Source organism: Sphingomonas sp. SP2 (genome assembly GCF_058313385.1).
In genome coordinates, this window is the sequence record NZ_JBZFLD010000001.1 from 1185601 (window position 1) to 1203531 (window position 17931).

15 protein-coding genes are annotated in these 17931 nt (G+C 69.3%); all 15 read left to right on the forward strand.

Features of this window, described 5'->3' with window-relative positions; translation table 11 throughout:
* The first annotated feature begins 1 nt into the window (after position 1).
* The 15 genes from AC4GYU_RS06125 (at position 2) to AC4GYU_RS06195 (ending at position 17929) form a co-directional block, all read left to right on the forward strand.
* Positions 2 to 1426 (forward strand): UDP-N-acetylmuramoyl-L-alanyl-D-glutamate--2,6-diaminopimelate ligase, encoded by a 1425-nt coding sequence (locus AC4GYU_RS06125; RefSeq protein WP_491086005.1) that lies wholly within the window; start codon positions 2 to 4, stop codon positions 1424 to 1426.
* Positions 1423 to 2814: a UDP-N-acetylmuramoyl-tripeptide--D-alanyl-D-alanine ligase gene (locus AC4GYU_RS06130; RefSeq protein WP_491086006.1), complete on the forward strand. Its 1392-nt coding sequence runs from the start codon at positions 1423 to 1425 to the stop codon at positions 2812 to 2814. Before AC4GYU_RS06125 ends, AC4GYU_RS06130 begins: the two co-directional genes overlap by 4 nt.
* Positions 2802 to 3872: a phospho-N-acetylmuramoyl-pentapeptide-transferase gene (mraY, locus tag AC4GYU_RS06135; protein ID WP_491086007.1), complete on the forward strand. Its 1071-nt coding sequence runs from the start codon at positions 2802 to 2804 to the stop codon at positions 3870 to 3872. Before AC4GYU_RS06130 ends, mraY begins: the two co-directional genes overlap by 13 nt.
* On the forward strand, positions 3869 to 5167 hold the full coding sequence (murD, locus tag AC4GYU_RS06140) for a UDP-N-acetylmuramoyl-L-alanine--D-glutamate ligase (RefSeq protein WP_491086008.1): 1299 nt from the start codon (positions 3869 to 3871) through the stop codon (positions 5165 to 5167). The genes mraY and murD overlap by 4 nt, the downstream gene beginning before the upstream one ends.
* A complete protein-coding gene (locus AC4GYU_RS06145) occupies positions 5164 to 6375 on the forward strand; it encodes an FtsW/RodA/SpoVE family cell cycle protein (protein WP_491086009.1) in 1212 nt (403 codons plus the stop codon). The genes murD and AC4GYU_RS06145 overlap by 4 nt, the downstream gene beginning before the upstream one ends.
* Positions 6372 to 7535 (forward strand): undecaprenyldiphospho-muramoylpentapeptide beta-N-acetylglucosaminyltransferase, encoded by a 1164-nt coding sequence (gene murG, locus AC4GYU_RS06150; protein WP_491086010.1) that lies wholly within the window; start codon positions 6372 to 6374, stop codon positions 7533 to 7535. The genes AC4GYU_RS06145 and murG overlap by 4 nt, the downstream gene beginning before the upstream one ends.
* Entirely contained in the window at positions 7532 to 8947 is a 1416-nt protein-coding gene (murC, locus tag AC4GYU_RS06155; RefSeq protein ID WP_491086011.1) for a UDP-N-acetylmuramate--L-alanine ligase, read from the forward strand. The genes murG and murC overlap by 4 nt, the downstream gene beginning before the upstream one ends.
* Positions 8944 to 9840 carry a UDP-N-acetylmuramate dehydrogenase gene (gene murB / locus AC4GYU_RS06160; RefSeq protein ID WP_491086012.1) on the forward strand — a complete coding sequence of 299 codons (897 nt, stop codon included), beginning with the start codon at positions 8944 to 8946 and terminating at the stop codon, positions 9838 to 9840. The genes murC and murB overlap by 4 nt, the downstream gene beginning before the upstream one ends.
* Positions 9807 to 10787 (forward strand): D-alanine--D-alanine ligase, encoded by a 981-nt coding sequence (locus tag AC4GYU_RS06165; protein ID WP_491086013.1) that lies wholly within the window; start codon positions 9807 to 9809, stop codon positions 10785 to 10787. Before murB ends, AC4GYU_RS06165 begins: the two co-directional genes overlap by 34 nt.
* Positions 10784 to 11686, forward strand: coding sequence for a cell division protein FtsQ/DivIB (locus AC4GYU_RS06170; RefSeq protein WP_491086014.1), 903 nt, complete (start codon positions 10784 to 10786; stop codon positions 11684 to 11686). The genes AC4GYU_RS06165 and AC4GYU_RS06170 overlap by 4 nt, the downstream gene beginning before the upstream one ends.
* The gene (gene ftsA, locus AC4GYU_RS06175) at positions 11686 to 12945 is read left to right on the forward strand and encodes a cell division protein FtsA (RefSeq protein WP_491086015.1); all 1260 of its coding nucleotides are present in this window, start codon (positions 11686 to 11688) and stop codon (positions 12943 to 12945) included. The genes AC4GYU_RS06170 and ftsA overlap by 1 nt, the downstream gene beginning before the upstream one ends.
* Before the next feature lie 151 nt (positions 12946 to 13096).
* Entirely contained in the window at positions 13097 to 14470 is a 1374-nt protein-coding gene (ftsZ, locus tag AC4GYU_RS06180; RefSeq protein ID WP_491086016.1) for a cell division protein FtsZ, read from the forward strand.
* A 170-nt stretch (positions 14471 to 14640) separates the two neighbouring features.
* Entirely contained in the window at positions 14641 to 16131 is a 1491-nt protein-coding gene (locus AC4GYU_RS06185; RefSeq protein ID WP_491086017.1) for an SPOR domain-containing protein, read from the forward strand.
* Positions 16128 to 17288 (forward strand): deoxyguanosinetriphosphate triphosphohydrolase, encoded by a 1161-nt coding sequence (locus tag AC4GYU_RS06190; RefSeq protein WP_491086018.1) that lies wholly within the window; start codon positions 16128 to 16130, stop codon positions 17286 to 17288. Before AC4GYU_RS06185 ends, AC4GYU_RS06190 begins: the two co-directional genes overlap by 4 nt.
* Positions 17288 to 17929 (forward strand): NAD(P)H-binding protein, encoded by a 642-nt coding sequence (locus tag AC4GYU_RS06195; RefSeq protein WP_491086019.1) that lies wholly within the window; start codon positions 17288 to 17290, stop codon positions 17927 to 17929. The genes AC4GYU_RS06190 and AC4GYU_RS06195 overlap by 1 nt, the downstream gene beginning before the upstream one ends.
* Positions 17930 to 17931: the final 2 nt, after the last annotated feature.

Consider the following 17931-nt stretch of genomic DNA (forward strand, 5'->3'; position numbering starts at 1 on the left):
CATGCGCCTGTCGGAATTCGTCGACGCCCTGCCGGAGGGTGGTGACGCCGCCGTTACCGGCTTCGCCATTGACCATCGCAAGGTCGCGCCCGGAACCGTGTTCGGGGCCTTTCCCGGCTCGGCCCACAATGGCGAGGATTATATCGCCGCGGCGATCGAGCGCGGCGCGGTGGCGGTGGTCGCCCGGCCCGGAGCGACGGTAGAGGGCGCCGTCCATATCCCATCGGACGCGCCGCGGCGGCGCTTCGCCGACCTCGCCGCGCGCTTCTTCGCGCCTTATCCCGAGACCCTGGTCGCGGTGACCGGCACCAACGGCAAGACCTCGACGGTCGAGATGGTGCGCCAGCTGTGGCGGATGGCCGGGCACCGCTCGGCCTCGGTCGGAACGCTCGGGGTGACCACCGCCGACGACCAGGTGAAGACCGGGCTCACCACGCCCGACATCGTCACCTTCCTGTCGAACATGGCGGGCCTGCGGAAGCTCGGGATCAGCCATGTCGCGTTCGAGGCGTCGAGCCACGGGCTGGACCAGTTTCGCAGCGAAGGTCCCAAGGTCAGCGCGGCGGCCTTCACCAATTTCTCGCGCGACCACCTCGATTACCACGGCACCATGGAGGCCTATTTCGCGGCCAAGCTGCGCCTGTTCGACGAAGTGGTCGACGAAGGCGGCACGGTGGTCGTGTGGACCGGCGATCCAAAGAGTGCCGAGGTGATCGCGCATGCCCGCCAGCGCGGGATTGAAATACTGTCGGTCGGGCCGGGGGGCGAGACGATCGACCTCAAGGCGCAGAGCGCGAGCGCGCTCGGCCAGGTGCTGACGCTCGGCCACGGCGGGCGCGACTGGACCCTCAAGCTGCCGCTGATCGGAGCCTATCAGGCGGCCAACGTCTTGGTCGCGGCCGGGCTGGTCCTCGCCACTGGCGGGACCTGGGCCGAGACCTTCGCCGGCCTGTCGCGGCTGAGCCCGGTCCGCGGAAGGCTCGAGCGGGCGGTGATCACCCCTGCGGGCGCGCCGGTCTATGTCGACTATGCCCATACGCCCGACGCGCTCGAGGCGGCGATCGCGGCGCTCCGCCCGCACGTCGAAGGGCGGCTGATCACTCTGCTCGGCGCCGGCGGCGACCGCGACGAGGGCAAGAGGCCCGAGATGGGTCGGGTGGCGGCCGAGGCGAGCGACGTGGTGATCGTCACCGACGACAATCCGCGGACCGAGGACCCGGCCGCGATCCGCCGCGCGGTCCTCGCCGGGGCTCCGGACGCAAAGGAGATTGGCGATCGCCGCGCGGCCATTGCCGCCGCAATCGCCGAGGCGCGGGCCGGGGACATCGTCCTCCTCGCCGGCAAGGGTCACGAGACGGTGCAGATCATCGGCGATACCTCGCTTCCGTTCGACGATGCGGCGGTAGCCCGGGAGGTCGCCCGATGAGCGCGCCCTTGTGGACCTCCGCAGAGATTGAAGCCGCGACCGGCGGCACCGCAAGCGCGCCTTTCGACGCGGTCGGAATCACCTTCGATAGCCGCGAGGTCGAGGAAGGCTGGCTGTTCGTCGCCATGCCGGGGACGGTCGCCGACGGGCATGACTTCGTTGCCGGGGCGTTCGGGCGGGGCGCGTCGGGCGCGCTCGTCAGCAGGCCGGTCAAGGGCCCGCACGTGCTCGTCGCCGACGTTCCGCAGGCGCTCGAGGCGCTGGCCATCGCCGCGCGGGCGCGGATGGATGGCAAGGTGCTCGGGGTCACCGGTTCGGTCGGCAAGACCAGCACCAAGGAAGCGCTCGCGGCGGCGCTCGAGCGGCGGCACCGGGGCAGGGTCCATCGCAGCCTCAAGAGCTACAATAACCATACGGGCGTACCGCTGAGCCTCGCCCGGATGCCGCGCGACAGCGTCTATGGCGTGTTCGAGATGGGCATGAACAATGCCGGCGAGATCAGCGCGCTGACCCGGCTGGTCCGCCCGCACGTCACCCTGATTACCGCCATCGCCCCGGCCCACATCGAGAATCTCGGCTCGATGGAAGCGATCGCCGACGCCAAGGGCGAGATCTTCGAGGGGCTGGAGCCCGAGGGGACGGCGATCATCCCCAATGACACGCCCTATCGCGACCGGCTGCTGAAGAAGGCGCGGCGCCATGCCGAGACGATCCTGACCTTCGGTTCGGGCGATGCCGACATCGCCGCGCTCCACGCCGTCCGGGCCGACAATGGCGGTAGCCTCGTCACCGCCCGCCTGCAGGGCGCGGACCTCACCTACAATATCGCCCAGCCGGGCGAGCATTGGGTGTCGAACAGCCTCGCCGTGCTGGCCGCGGTCGAGGCGGTCGGCGCCGACCTTGCCGCCGCGGGCCTCGCGCTCGGCGACATGGGCGGCCTCAAGGGCCGCGGCGAGCGGCACCGGATCGCGGTGCCCGGCGGGACCGCCTTGCTGATCGACGAAAGCTACAATGCCAATCCGGCAAGCATGGCGGCGACGCTGCGCAACCTCGCCAACGAGAAGATCGAGGGGCGGCGGATCGCGGTGCTCGGGACGATGCTCGAGCTTGGCGGGCATAGCGCCTCGGCCCATGCCGGGCTCGCCCCGGCGATCCGCGAGGCGGGGGTTTCGGACGTGATCCTGGTTGGCGAAGCGACGCGGCCGCTGCTCGAGGCGCTTGGCGGCGAGCCGGCGGCGACGCTGGTGGCGGACGCGGCGGCGGCGACCGACGCGCTCCGGGCACGGCTCGGCCCGGGGGATGCGGTGCTGGTCAAGGCATCGAACGGGATCGGTCTTGCGTCGCTGGTCGAGCGGATGGCAGGGGGCGCCGCGACATGCTCTACGTAATCGCGGAATATCTCGGCTTTCCGGGACTCCTCAACCTCATCCGCTACATCAGTTTCCGCGCCGGCGCGGCGACTGCGACCGCGCTCGCCATCGGCCTGCTCATCGGCCCGTGGTTCATCAACTACCTCCGGGTCCGGCAGGGCAAGGGCCAGCCGATCCGCGCCGACGGGCCGCAGACCCACCTCGCCAAGCGCGGCACGCCGACCATGGGCGGGCTGCTGATCCTCATCTCGGTGAGCATCTCCTGCCTTCTGTGGATGGACCTGCGCAGCCCCTATGTCTGGGCCTGCCTGCTGGTCACCGCCGGCTTCGGCGCGATCGGGTTCATGGACGACTATGACAAGGTCAAGAAGGCGCATCATGCGGGCATTCCGGGCAAGGTCCGGCTGGCACTCGAATTCCTGATCGCGGGCCTTGCGACCTGGATGATGGTGCGGGTCAGCGGGACGAACCTCTATCTGCCGTTCGTGCAGGGGCCGGTGATGGACATCGGTTGGCTCTACGTCGTGTTCGGCGCCTTCGTGATCGTCGCCTTCGGCAATGCGGTGAACCTCACCGATGGCCTGGACGGGCTGGCGACCATGCCCGTGGTGATCGCGGCGCTGGCGTTCACCCTGATTGCCTATCTCGTCGGCAACGTGAAGTTCGCTTCCTATCTCGGGATTCCGCATGTCCTCGGCGCGGGCGACCTCACCGTGCTGCTGCTGGCGATTGTCGGCGCCTGCCTTGCCTTCCTCTGGTTCAACGCGCCCCCGGCGGCGGTGTTCATGGGCGATACCGGGAGCCTCGCCTTGGGCGGGGCGCTCGGCGCGGTCGCGGTCGCGGCGCACCATGAGTTCGTGCTGGCGATCATCGGCGGGCTGTTCGTGGTCGAGGCGCTGAGCGTCATCATCCAGGTCGCGGTCTACAAGAAGACCGGCCGGCGGGTGTTCCTGATGGCGCCGATCCACCACCATTTCGAACATAAGGGCTGGAGCGAGCCGACGGTGGTGATCCGCTTCTGGATCATCGCCTTCGTGCTGGCACTGGCCGGCCTCTCGACGCTCAAGCTGCGGTGATCACGGCCGGGGCCTGGAAGAACAAGACATACGCCGTCTACGGGCTCGCCCGCTCCGGCCTCGCGACCGTGCGCGCATTGGTGGCGAGCGGGGCGGAGGTCATCGCCTGGGACCGGAACGAGGAGGCGCGGGCGAAGGCTGAGGGGGCGACCCTGCTCGACCTCGACCACGCCGACCTTTCACAGTTCGACAGCCTTGTCGTCTCGCCCGGCGTGCCGCTCAACACGCATCCGATCGCCGCCCGGGCGCGGGAGGCGGGGGTTGAGATCATCGGCGACATCGAGCTGTTCGCCCGCGCGCGGCCCGAGCTTCCGCCGCACAAGGTGGTCGGGATCACCGGCACCAACGGCAAGAGCACGACGACCGCGCTCGTCCACCACATCCTCAAGACCGCGGGCGTGCCGACGACCATGGGCGGGAACATCGGCCTGCCGATCCTCGCGCAGGACCCGCTGCCCGAGGGCGGGGTCTATGTGCTCGAGCTGTCGAGCTACCAGATCGACCTGACGCAAAGCCTCGACTGCGAGGTGGCGGTGCTGCTCAACATCACGCCGGATCACTTGGATCGTTACGAGAGCTTCGAGGCTTATGCGGCGAGCAAGCTTCGGCTCTTCTCTATGCAGTCGCCCTGCCAGTTTGTGATTGTCGATAACGACACCGATGCTGCCTTCGGAGCGACGAACAAGCAGCGCGATATTGAGATTATTTTCACTGACATGATCGAAGGCTTTGGCGCTCAGATTTCGATGAATGCGCAATCCGAGTGGCCGACCCTACAGGGACCGCACAACCGCCTGAACGCTGCAGCTGCGATTGGGGTCAGCTACGCGTTGGAAGTGTCAGCCGCAGCTATCGAATTGGGCCTCCGCACCTACCCCGGCCTTCCGCACCGCATGGAGCGCGTGCGCGAGATCGGGGGCGTGCTCTTCGTCAACGACAGCAAGGCGACCAATGCCGAGGCCGCCGCGCCGGCGCTGGCGGCTTACCCGCGCATTCGCTGGATCGTCGGGGGGCAGGCGAAGACCAAGGAGTTGGGCGATACCGCGAAGCATCTCGACCATGTCGTCCACGCCTACACCATCGGCGAGGCGGGGCCGATGTTCGCCGAGCTGCTCGAGGCGCGTGGGATTGACGTCACGCGCGCGGAAACGCTGGAAAATGCGGTGAAATGTTGCGCGGAGGATTCCCAGCCGGGCGAGACCGTCCTACTCTCGCCAGCCTGCGCTTCGTTCGACCAGTTTCGTGACTTCGAGGCGCGTGGGGACGCCTTCAAGGCGCTAGTGGGGACCTTATGAACCTGAGCCTGGCCAAGGCCTTTCCGATCGACACGAGCAATCGCTACGGCCGCGCCGACCGAAGCGAGGTCGGGCGCTGGTTCTGGGAGATCGACCGGGTCCTCCTCGTCCTCGTCGCGGTGCTGATCGCGATCGGCCTCGTCGCCGTCGCCGCCGCCAGCCCGGCCGCCGCCGAACGCTATTCGGGCGGCTCGGTGCGCTTCGCCCCGCTGCATTATTTCTACCGTCAGCTGGTCTGGCTGGCGCTGTCGCTGCCAGTGATGGTCCTCATCTCGATGATGCCGCGCGAGCGATTGAAGCGACTGAGCCTGATCGGGACGGGCGTCTGCCTGGTCGCGATGCTGCTGGTCCCGATCATCGGCCCCGAGGTGAACGGCGCGCGGCGCTGGATCGGCTTCGGCTTCGCGCAGATCCAGCCGTCCGAATTCCTGAAGCCGCTGTTCATCGTCAGCACCGCCTGGCTGCTCAGCCTCAAGGAGAAGGACAAGGGCCTGCCGGTGATGATCCTGTCCGGCGCCTTCACCGGGCTGGTCGCGGTGCTGCTGATGATCCAGCCGGACTTCGGTTCGACTATCATCTTCGGGACGGTGTGGATCGCGATGATCGCGCTTGCCGGTGCCAACATCCGGCTGCTCGCCGGGATCGGTGTCGGCGGCCTCGTCGGGATCGTCCTTGCCTATTTCTTCTACGACGTGGCGACGGTCCGGATCGACGGCTTCCTGTTCGGAGAGGGCGACAATTTCCAGGTCGAGAATGCGATGCGCACGCTGACCGCGGGCGGCCTGCTCGGCATGGGGCCGGGCGGCGGCACCCGCAAGTTCCACCTGCCCGAGCCCCACACCGACTATATCTTCTCGGTGATCGGCGAGGAGTTCGGCCTCATCGCCTGCATGGCGATCGCCGCCATCTATTGCGCGATCGTGGTTCGGGTGCTGGTCAAGCTCCTCGACGAAGACGAGCCTTTCGCGCTGCTCGCGGCCGCGGGCCTTGCCTGCCAGTTCGGGCTGCAGGCGCTGATCAACATGGCGGTCAACGTCCAGCTTGCGCCGTCCAAGGGCATGACGCTGCCGTTCATCTCCTATGGCGGGAGCTCGATGCTGGCGCTGTCGATCGGCATGGGACTGCTGCTCGCCTTCACCCGCCGAAACCCCTATCTGAAGCGCTCGCCCTATGTCGTGAAGTGGAGCGGGGAGCAGTCGCCTAAATGAATTTCGTCCTCGCCGCCGGTGGTACCGGTGGTCACATGATCCCGGCCCATGCGCTCGCCGCCGAATTGAAGGCGCGCGGCCACGGGGTCATGCTCCTGACCGATGCGCGCGGGGCGAAGATCCCGGGCCTGTTCGACAAGGTCCCGGTCCACATCCTTCCCGCCGGAAGGCTGAGCAAGACCCCGTGGGGCCTGCTCAAGGGCGTCCGCTCGGTGCTCGCCGGGCGGCGTGCGGCCAAGGCGCTCTACCGCGAGCATCGCCCGCATGCGGTGATCGGCTTCGGCGGCTATCCCGCCTTCCCGGCCCTGCTGGCGGCGTCGGCGCTGAAGATCCCGACGGTGCTCCACGAGCAGAATGCGGTGCTCGGCCGGGTCAATCGCCTGCTGGCGTCCGGCGCGGAGGCGATCGCAACCGCCTATGAGCGGATCGAGCGGCTGAAGCCGTCGCAGCGCGGCAAGGTCGTGCTGGTCGGCAATCCCGTCCGCGAAAGCATCGTCCGGCTGGGCGAGCTGCCGTTCCCGGCATTCGACGACGTCGCCCCGCTGAAGCTGCTGGTGACGGGCGGAAGCCAGGGCGCGACCATACTCGGGTCGGTCGTTCCGGCGGGGCTCGGCGCGCTCGGCGAGAATCTGCGCCACCGGCTCCAGGTGGTGCAGCAGTGCCGGCCCGACGACATCGAGCGGGTCCGCGACACCTATCGCTCGCTCGGCATTCCGGCCGAGCTTTCGACTTACCTCGAAGACATGGATTCCAAGCTTGGCGAGTGCCACCTGATGATTGGCCGGGCGGGTGCCTCGACCATTGCCGAGCTGACCGCGGCAGGGCGGCCGGCGATCCTCGTCCCGCTTCCGATCGCAACCGATGACCACCAGACGGCCAATGCCCGCGAACTCGCCCGTGCGGGCGGGGCGCGGATGATCCCGCAGCCGCAGTTCACCCCGGAGGCGCTGGCGCGGCAGATCGAGGCGCTGGCTGACGATCCCGAGGCGCTCGCCAATGCCGCCGGCCGCGCGCTGTCGGTCGGGCGGCCGCACGCCGCGCGCGATCTTGCCGACCTCGTCGAGCGGATCGGCAATGGCGAGAAGCCGGTGATGGTGGGCAAGGCCGTGTCGAGCCCTGAGCCAGCGGCTGCCCTCGCCCCTGCGGGAGCCGCGGCATGAAGGCGCTCGGACGCGACATCGGGACGATCCATTTCGTCGGCATCGGCGGGATCGGCATGTCCGGCATCGCCGAGGTGATGCACCACCTCGGCTACAAGGTGCAGGGGTCGGACCAGGCGGAAAGCTATGTCACCGAGGGGCTGCGCAAGGCCGGCATCCCGGTGATGATCGGGCAGAGCGCGGATAATCTCGGCGACGCGACCGTGCTGGTCTGCTCGACCGCGATCCGGGCCGACAATCCCGAGGTCCAGGCCGCGGCCGAGCGCCGGCTTCCGCGCGTGCGCCGGGCCGAGATGCTGGCCGAGCTGATGCGGATGCAGAATACGGTCGCGGTCGCCGGCACTCACGGCAAGACCACCACGACCTCGATGATCGCGGCGCTGCTCGATGCGGGCCAGCTAGACCCGACGGTCATCAACGGCGGGATCATCAACGCCTATGGCTCCAACGCCCGCCTCGGCAAGGGCGACTGGATGGTGGTCGAGGCCGACGAAAGCGACGGCAGCTTCCTCCGGCTCGACGGGACGATCGCGGTCGTCACCAACATCGATCCCGAGCATCTCGATCATTATGGCAGCTTCGACGCGGCCAAGGACGCCTTCGTCGAATTCATCGAGAACGTGCCTTTCTACGGCCTCGCGGTGATGTGCATCGACCATCCCGAAGTCGCCAACCTGCTCAGCCGGATCAAGGACCGGCGGGTCGTGACCTATGGTTTCTCGGCGGCCGCCGACCTTCGCGCGGACAATGTCTCGACGAGCGGCGGGGTGACCACCTTTGACGCGCTGGTGCTCGAGCGCTCGGGCGAGCGGCGGCGGATTGCCGGCGTTACCCTGCCGATGCCGGGCCGGCACAATGTCCAGAATGCGCTGGCGGCGATCGCGGTCGGGCTCGAGCTGGGGCTGGCCGATGAGGTCATTGCCCGCGGGTTCGAGCGGTTCGGCGGGGTCAAGCGGCGCTTCACCCGGGTCGGCGACGTCGACGGGGCGATCATCATCGACGATTATGCCCACCATCCGGTCGAGATCCGCGCGGTCCTGTCGGCGGCGCGCGACAGCACGGCCGGGCGGGTCATCGCGGTGGTCCAGCCGCATCGCTTCACCCGGCTGCGCGACCTGATGGAGGATTTCGCCAACGCCTTCGTCGAGGCCGACGCGGTGATGGTGGCTCCGGTCTATGCCGCGGGCGAGGGCCCGATCGAGGGCGTCGACCATGCCGCGCTCGCCGAGGCGATCCGCAGCCACGGCCACCGCATGGTGCAGACCGTCGGGGGCCCTGGTGAGCTGGCCCACAGCCTGCGCGACCTTGCCGCCGACGGCGATCTCGTCGTGTGCATGGGCGCGGGCGACATCACCAAATGGGCGGCGGGCCTTGCCGACGCGATCCGGGCCGAGCGGGCGAACAAGGGATGAGCGCGTTCCCGACCGAGGCGGTGCGTGGCCGCCTGACCCCCGACGCGCCGCTGGCGCCTTTGGTCTGGTTCAAGGCGGGCGGGGCGGCCGAGCGCCTGTTCGAGCCCGCCGACGTGGCGGACCTTCAGGAATTCCTGCGCGGGCTCGATGCGGACGTGCCGGTGATGGCGCTCGGCCTCGGCTCCAACCTCATCGTCCGCGACGGCGGCGTTCCCGGGGTCGTGGTCCGGCTGGGCAAGCCGTTCGCGCGGGTTCGCCGGATCGACGAGACCATTCTCGAATGCGGCGGCGGGGCGTCGGGAATCCTGGTCAGCTCCTCGGCGCGCGACGCGGGTATCGGCGGGATCGAATTCCTCCGCTCGATTCCCGGCACGGTCGGCGGCTTCGTGCGGATGAACGGCGGCGCCTATGGCCGCGAGGTCAAGGACATCCTCGTCTCGGCCGACGTCGTGCTCCGCTCGGGCGAGCGGGTGACGCTGTCGAACGATGACCTCGGCTACACCTACCGGCACAGCGCGCTTCCGGCAGGCGCGATCGTCGTCGGCGCGGTGTTCCGCGGCCATCCCGAGGAGCCGCAGGCGATCCAGGTCGAGATGGACCGGATCGCGGCCAGCCGCGAGGCGTCGCAGCCGCTTCGCAGCAAGACCGGCGGCTCGACCTTCAAGAACCCGCTCCCGAGCAAGGCCTGGGAAGTGATCGACGCGGCCGGGTGCCGCGGGCTCACCATCGGCGACGCGCAGGTGAGCGAGAAGCATTGCAACTTCCTCCTCAATCTTGGAAGCGCGACCAGCGACGACATCGAGACGCTGGGCGAGGAAGTCCGTCGCCGGGTCCGGGAGCACAGTGGCACCGAACTCGAATGGGAAATCCAGCGCGTGGGAGTGAAGCGTTGAGCGTGGTGAACAAGGACCTTCATGTCGTCGTCCTCAAGGGCGGCTGGTCCTCCGAGCGCGAAGTGTCGCTGATGAGCGGCAAGGGCGTCGCCGACGCGCTGCGCGAGCGCGGCTGGAGCCGGATCACCGAAGTCGACATGGACCGCAACGTCGCGCAGGTGCTGCAGGGGCTGCGCCCCGACGTGGTGTTCAACGCGCTTCACGGCCACCCGGGCGAGGACGGCTCGGTCCAGGGCATGCTCGACCTGATGGGCATTCCCTATACTCATTCGGGGCTGAGCACCTCGGCCATCGCGATCGACAAGGAGCTGACCAAGCTGCTGCTGGTGCCCGCGGGCGTGCGCATGCCCAAGGGGACGATGGCGCGTTCGGAAACCTTGTTCGAGCGTGATCCGATTCCCCGGCCCTATGTGCTCAAGCCGGTCAACGAAGGTTCGTCGGTCGGGGTCGCGATCGTCACCGACGCCAGCAACTACGGCAACCCGATCGGGCGCGACACCAAGGGGCCGTGGAACGACTTCGACGAATTGCTCGCCGAACCCTTCATTCGCGGGCGCGAGCTGACCGTGGCGGTGCTCGGCGACGAGGCTTTGTGCGTGACCGAGCTGAAGCCGCACAACGACTTCTACGATTTCGAGGCCAAATATACCGACGGGGTGACCCAGCATATCTGCCCGGCCGAAATCCCGGCGGAGATTGCCCAGTCGATGCTCGACATGGCGCTGCTCGCGCACCGGGCGCTTGGCTGCAAGGGGGCCAGCCGGTCGGACTTCCGCTGGGACGACGAGCAGGGCGAAGCCGGCATCTATCTCCTCGAGGTGAACACCCAGCCGGGGATGACCCCGCTGAGCCTCGTTCCCGAGCAGGCGCGGCAGCGCGGCATCGCCTACGGCGAACTGGCCGAGCGGCTCATCGCCGAAGCGCTCGAAGGCAGGCAGGCCGCGTGAACGCACAGGCCATCCGGCGGCCGGCTTCGGGCAAGGGGCGAGGGAAGGGCAGCCGCAAGGCGCCCGCCCGCGCCGCGTCGCCCTGGCCCGAGGGGAGCGGCAAGCTCGCGCGTTATGCGTTCCTCGTGCTGGTCGCCGTCATGGCCCTGGTCGCGATCATCGCGCTCGACCTGCCGGGCAAGGCGCTCCGCGCGACCGGCGCCGCCACCGGCGAGGCGGGGTTCAAAGTCGACAGCTACCAGATCGTCGGCCTCAAGAACATGGATCGGCGCAAGGTCGATTCGGTGGTGACCGACGAGCTTCGCCGCGCCGCCGAGGAAGCGCCGATCGGGACCGACGAACCGGCCCAGGCGCTGGTCGACCTCGACCGGATCCGCGAGAATCTGCTGCAGTTCGGGTGGGTCAAGGATGCGCGCGTGTCGCGCCAGCTTCCCGGCGGGCTCGTGGTCGACCTCGTCGAGCGCACCCCCGCAGCGGTTTGGCAGCAGCAGGGCCGGCTCAGCCTGATCGACGGCGAGGGCGTGGTCCTCGACGCGGTCCCGGTCGACAAGATGCCCGACCTGCCGCTGCTGATCGGGCCCGGCGCCAACCGGCAGGCCGTGTCGCTTCACCGGATGGTCGACGCGGTTCCGACGCTGAAGCCGCAACTCGCCTCGGCGACGTGGATCGGCGGGCGTCGCTGGGACCTGTCCTTCGCGACCGGCGAGACCGTGTCGCTGCCCGAAGGCGAGGCCGCGGCCGCCAAGGCGCTCAAGCGCTTCGCCAAGATGGATCGCTCGGTCGGCCTCCTCGGCCGCGACATGATCCGCTTCGACCTCAGAGTGCCCGGCAAGATGATCGTCCGCGTTCCCCCGGGGGCAACCCCGCCCGAAGCCACCACGCAAGAGGTGGCCAACTGATGGCCAATCGCGAAGAGCCGGTCCTGATCGGCGCGCTCGACATCGGATCGTCCAAGGTCTCGGCCCTGGTCTGCACCCTCGACGAGGAAGGGCGCCCGCGCGTCCTCGGCACGGGCCAGCGACAGAGTCGCGGCGTCAAGCGCGGCTTCGTCACCGACATGGAGGCGACCGAGGTCGCGGTCCGCGAGGCGGTCGAGCAGGCCGAGCGGATGAGCAGCCAGACGATCGAGGACGTCTGGGCGAGCTATGGCGCGGGCGGGCTCAGCAGCGATCTCGCCACGGTCGAGGTCGAGATCGGCGGGCACCAGGTCGAGCCGACCGACGTCGAGGAATTGCTCCAGTCCGGGCGCGACGCGGTCGATCGCGACGGACAGGTGGTGCTCCACGCCAATCCCGCGCTCTACACGATCGACGAGGTGCAGGGCGTGCGCTCGCCGATCGGCATGCACGCCAGCCGGCTGGGCGTCGACATCCACGTCATCGCCGCCGACGAGGCGCCGCTGCGCAACGTCGACCTCACCATCCGCCAGGCGCATCTCGGGGTCCGCGCGATCGTCGCCTCGCCCGTCGCGGCGGCGCTGGCCTGCCTCAGCCCCGAGGAGCGCGACCTCGGCGTGGCGCTGGTCGAGCTGGGCGCGGAAGTCACCAATGTCTCGCTCCATGCCGGCGGCATGCTGGTCGGGCTGCGCTCGATCCCGCTCGGCGCCAAGGATATCACCGACGACATCGCCGCCGCCTTCGGGGTTAGGCGCCGCGATGCCGAGCGGATCAAATGCTTCCACGGCTCGGCGATGACGAGCCCGCGCGACAATCACGAAGTGGTCGAGGCGCTTCCGATCGGGGCCGACGACGGGGCCGAGCCGCTGCGGATCAGCCGCGCGCAGCTGATGACCGTCATCCGCCAGCGGGTCGAGCGGACCACCGCCGAGGTCGAGGAAGCCCTGAAGGACATGGGCTTCGTGAAGCCGGTCGGCGGGCAGGTCGTTCTGACGGGTGGCGGCGCCGAGCTCAAGAATATCGCGGACTATATGCAGGGCGTGCTCGGGCGGGCGGTCCGGGTCGGCCGGCCGCGGGCGCTGACCGGGCTTCCCGACGCGCACAGCGGCCCGGCCTTCACCAGCCTCGTCGGGCTGGCGATGCTGGCGAGCCAGGGCAGCGGCGGCGACATCCGCGACCTCGCCTTGCCGAGCGCCAAGCCGGGCCCGCAGGCCGGCGGAATGCTCGCGCGACTGGTGTCGGCGATCCGCGGCGGGCGGTGATCGTCCCGGTTCGGGACGATTGAGTCCCCCGAGCCACGTCTCGTCGGAAAAGATGCACCAATGTTAACTTTTCCGCTTGTGCCGCAGACTCCGGTGAATCATAGATTCATCCTTACAAGTTCAACGCGTTGATAGGCGGGGGTCCCACCACATGAGCATCGATTTCGTCCGGCCGGCGGTTGACGAGCTGAAGCCGCGGATCACGGTCATCGGAGTCGGCGGTGCTGGCGGCAACGCGATCGCCAACATGATTCGCGCCGACGTGCAGGGCGTCGACTTCGCGGTCGCCAACACCGATGCCCAGGCGCTCAACGCCAGCCTCGCCGATCGCCGGATCCAGCTCGGCCACAAGATCACGCAAGGCCTCGGCGCCGGCGCCCGGCCCGAGATCGGTCGCGCCGCCGCCGAAGAGGCGATGGAAGAGATCGAGCGCGCGCTCGAAGGCGCGCACATGTGCTTCATCGCGGCCGGCATGGGCGGCGGCACCGGCACCGGCGCCGCGCCGGTCATGGCCAAGGCGGCGCGTGACAAGGGCATCCTGACGGTCGGCGTCGTGACCAAGCCGTTCGCGTTCGAAGGCTCGCGCCGGACCCGCGCGGCCGAATCGGGCATCGCCGAGCTCCAGCAGCACGTCGACACGCTGATCGTTATCCCGAACCAGAACCTGTTCCGCCTCGCCAATTCGGACACGACCTTCAAGGAAGCGTTCCAGATGGCGGACGAGGTCCTCCAGCAGGGCGTCCGCGGGATCACCGATCTGATGGTCATGCCGGGCCTCATCAACCTCGACTTTGCCGACGTCCGCTCGGTCATGGGCGAGATGGGCAAGGCGATGATGGGCACCGGCGAAGCGTCGGGCGACAATCGCGCGATCGAGGCGGCCGAGAAGGCGATCTCGAACCCGCTGCTCGACGGCGTCTCGATGAAGGGCGCCAAGGGCGTCATCATCTCGATCACTGGCGGCGAGGACATGCGCCTCATGGAAGTCGACGAGGCCGCCAGCCACATCAAGGAACTGGTCGACCCCGACGCCAACATCATCTGGGGTTCGGCGTTCAACAACGACCTCGACGGCAAGATCCGCGTTTCGGTCGTCGCCACCGGCATCGAGGCCGAAGAAGCGACCAAGCCGGTCACCGGCGGGTCGACCGCGACCGCGTCAAGCAAGGTCTTCACCTTCCCGGGCCGCACCAGCGCGACCCCGGCACCGGCTGCCACGACCGCCGCGCCGGCCCCGGTCGCCAAGGCGCCCGGGCCGCTCGACCTCGGTGACGAGGGCAATGGCGACGAGCTGCTGCTCGACAGCGACGATATCCTGACCACTCCGGTCGGAACGCCGCCAATTGCGCCGCCGCGCGATGAAGAGATCACGCCGGCCAAGCCGGCGGTCGCCTCGGGCACCCTGTTCGAGCGGATGAGCTCGATGGCCCGTGCCGGCGGCAAGATCGAGGAAGAGCAGACCCCGAGCCTCCGCCGCGAGCCGCTCGACATCCCGCGCTTCCTCAACCGCCAGAACAACCAGTAAGCCAGCGCGCCCCGGCGGGGGCCGAGCGACGAAGCGATCTCGCTTCTCCTCGGCCACCGCCGGGGCGACGTGCGTCCGGAGGCCTCGGTTCGCCGTTCGCGGCCAACGCTTCGCCGCCACCAGCCCTTTTCGTCAGCGCCCGCTCAGCTAGACCCGGACATGGGATGGGGATGATCCGCTTTTCGTATCTGCTGCTCGGCGGCGCCGTGCTGCTGCCCGCGCCGGCGGCTGCCCAATATATCGGTGGGAACGCCCCCGCGCCGCCGCCCGCGCCGGTCGCCGGGATGCTCGAGAGCCCCGAGGCCGCGCTCGCTCGCAACGTCCGGCTGCTGGCGATCAACCCCAAGGATTATAATGCACTGCTGGCCGCCGGCCGGTCGGCGCTGAAGCTTGGCGACAGCGAGGCTGCGATCGGCTTCTTCGGGCGCGCCGAGGAAATCAATTCGGCGCACTGGGCGCCCAAGGCCGGGCAGGGTGCGGCGCTGGCGCAGATGGGCGAGGCGCAGGCGGCGCTCGGCCTGTTTGAGCAGGCGCAGCGTCTGGGGGCGACCCAGTCGCTGATCGCGCTCGACCGCGGGCTCGCCTTCGACCTCCTCGCCCGCCAAGCCGAAGCGCAGAGCGACTATCGCGCGGTGCTCGCCGGGCCCGACGCCGACGAGGCGCGTCGCCGGCTCGCGCTCAGCCTCGGCATCAGCGGCCGCAAGGCCGAAGCGCTGACCATGCTCGATCCCCTGCTCGCGCGGCGCGATGCGGGGGCGCGGCGCGCGCGAGCGCTGATCCTCGCCCTCGGCGGCGACCTCGAAGGCGCGCGCCAGGCCATTGCGGCGATGATGCCGGGCTCGAGCGCCGGCTTCGATCCGTTCCTGCGACGCCTGTCAACGCTCGGGCCGGGGCAGAAGGCCGCGGCGGTGCATCTCGGCATCATGCCGGCGGAAGGCGCGGCGCTTGCCAGCGTCGAATCTCCGGCGCCGGTTCCGGTCGCGCCGACTCCCGCGCCGGTCGTCGCCAGGATCACTCCAGCCCCGGTGCGGGTAGCATCAGTCACCCCGCGCATCAGCAAGAGCCGCCCCGGCGAGGTGACGCCGCTGATCGACCGGATCGCCGATATCGAGACCACCCTGGGCAAGATCCCGAAGGAAGCAGCCTCGGCCCCCAAGCCGCCGCCCGCGCCCAAGCCGATCGTCGAAAAGAGCGCGGCCAAGGCCAAGACCAAGGCCAAGTCGGTGGAGGAGCCCGCGGCCAAGGACAAGGTCCGGCTCGCCGAGCTGTCGCTGAAGGGGAAGACGACGGGAAAAGCCGACGCCAAGGCCAAGGGCGGCAAGGCTGACGGCAAGGACAAGAAGGCGGAGGCCGAGGCCGACGACAAGCCGGCCAAGGGCGCCTCGACATCGTCGCGCATCTACGTCCAACTCGCCGGGGGATCGAAGGCGGACCAGATGGAGCGCGAATTTTCCCGGATCCGCGCGAAGAAGGCGAGCCTGTTCAAGGGGCGTCAGCCGGTGGTGGTCGCGGTGAAGGGCTGGTCGCGGCTGCTGGTCGGGCCGTTCAAGGACCAGGACAGCGCGCAGGAGTTGGTGAACGACCTTCACGAGGCGAAGCTCGAAGGCTTCGTCTGGACCGCGCCCGCCGGGATCAAGGTCGAGAAGCTCGCCGCCAAGTGACGCTTCCTCCCGGCATTGCTGCCCAGCCTTCCGCCAGCCGCGGCCGTTTCCATCCCGAGCCCGATCAGGGTCCGCGGGGCCCGCGCGACGCCTTCCAACGCGACCGCGACCGGATCGTCCACTCGGTCGCCTTCCGCCGCCTGCGCCACAAGACGCAGGTCTTCGTCGCGCCCGACGGCGACCATTACCGGGTCCGCCTGACCCACAGCCTCGAAGTCGCGCAGATCGGGCGGACCATCGCCCGCGTTCTCGGGCTCAACGAGGACCTGACCGAGGCGCTCTGCCTCGCGCACGACCTCGGCCATCCACCCTTCGGCCATGCCGGGGAAGATGCGCTCGACGAGGCGATCGAGCCGCACGGCGGGTTCGACCACAACGGCCACACGCTGCGACTCGTGACCGAGCTCGAGACGCCCTATCCGCAATTCGACGGGCTCAATCTCAGCTGGGAGACGCTGGAGGGGCTGGCCAAGCACAATGGGCCGGCGAGGGCGCCGCAATGGGCGCTGGCAGGGGTCGATGCCGCCTGGCCGCTCGACCTCGAAAGCTGGCCGAGCCTCGAGGCACAGGTCGCGGCGCTCGCCGACGACATCGCCTACGATAATCACGACATCGACGACGGGCTTCGCGCGGGGGTACTCCCGCTCGACCTGCTGCTCGAGCAGCCGTTCGTGAAGCGCCACTGGGATGCGATATCGGCGCGCTGGCCCGACCTCAGCATGGAGCGGCGGGTGAAGGCGCTGGTCCGCGACCAGATCGGGACGATGGTCGGCGACCTTCTGGCCGAGACGCGGCGGCGGGTGGCGGAAGGCGGGATCGAGACGATCGACGACGTCCGCCAAGCCGGGCACGCGCTGGCAGGTTTCTCCGAGAAGCTGGCGGGCGAGGAGCGGGCGCTGAAGCGCTGCCTTTATGCCAATCTCTACAATGCGCCGGCGTTGCAGCCGGTGCGGATCGAGGCGCAGCGCGTGGTGGCCAATCTCGCGGCCGCCTATCTCGACGACCCGCGCCTGCTGCCCGATGCCTGGCATCGGGGCGAGTGCGCGGAGACGACCGCGCGCAACATCGCCGACTATGTGGCGGGCATGACCGACCCCTTTGCCATCGCGCGCCACGAGGCGCTCGTCGGCCCGGTCGAACTGCCCGAGAAATTCTGATGAGGGTCGGACTGATCGGCGCCACGGGGCTGATCGGGCGGCAGCTCTGGCCGTTGCTCGAGGCGCGGCACGACCTCCTGGTGCTCGGGCGCCGGCCGAGCGGCGCGGCGCGGGAGAAGCTGGGGCCGATGGCCGACTGGCCGGGGCTGCTGGCGGGCGAACGGCTCGATGTCGCGATGTCGACGCTGGGCAGCACGCGCAAGGCGGTCGGAAGCTGGGAGGCGTTCGCCGCCGTCGACCGGGACGCGGTGCTGGCCTTCGCGGAAGCGGCGCGCAAGGCCGGTGCGCGGCACTTCCTGCTGGTGTCCTCGAGCGGCGCCGACGCGGGGAGCCGCAATGCCTATCTTCGCCTCAAGGGCGAGGTCGAGGCCGCAATCGAGGCGATGGGCTTCGCGCGGGTCGACATCGTCCGTCCGGGCCTGTTGCTCGGGCAGCGCAAAGAGCGCCGCGCAGCGGAAGGCATTGGCCAGCGCCTGGCGCCGTTGCTGAATGCGATCCTGGTCGGAAAGCTCGACCGTTATGCGCCCATTCCGGCGACCATGGTCGCCCAGGCGCTTGCTGCTCTCGTCGAGCAGGAAGCGCCTGGGCTCCATGTGCATCACAATCGGGCGATCCACCGCCTTGCGAGCGGCGGGGCCTAGGC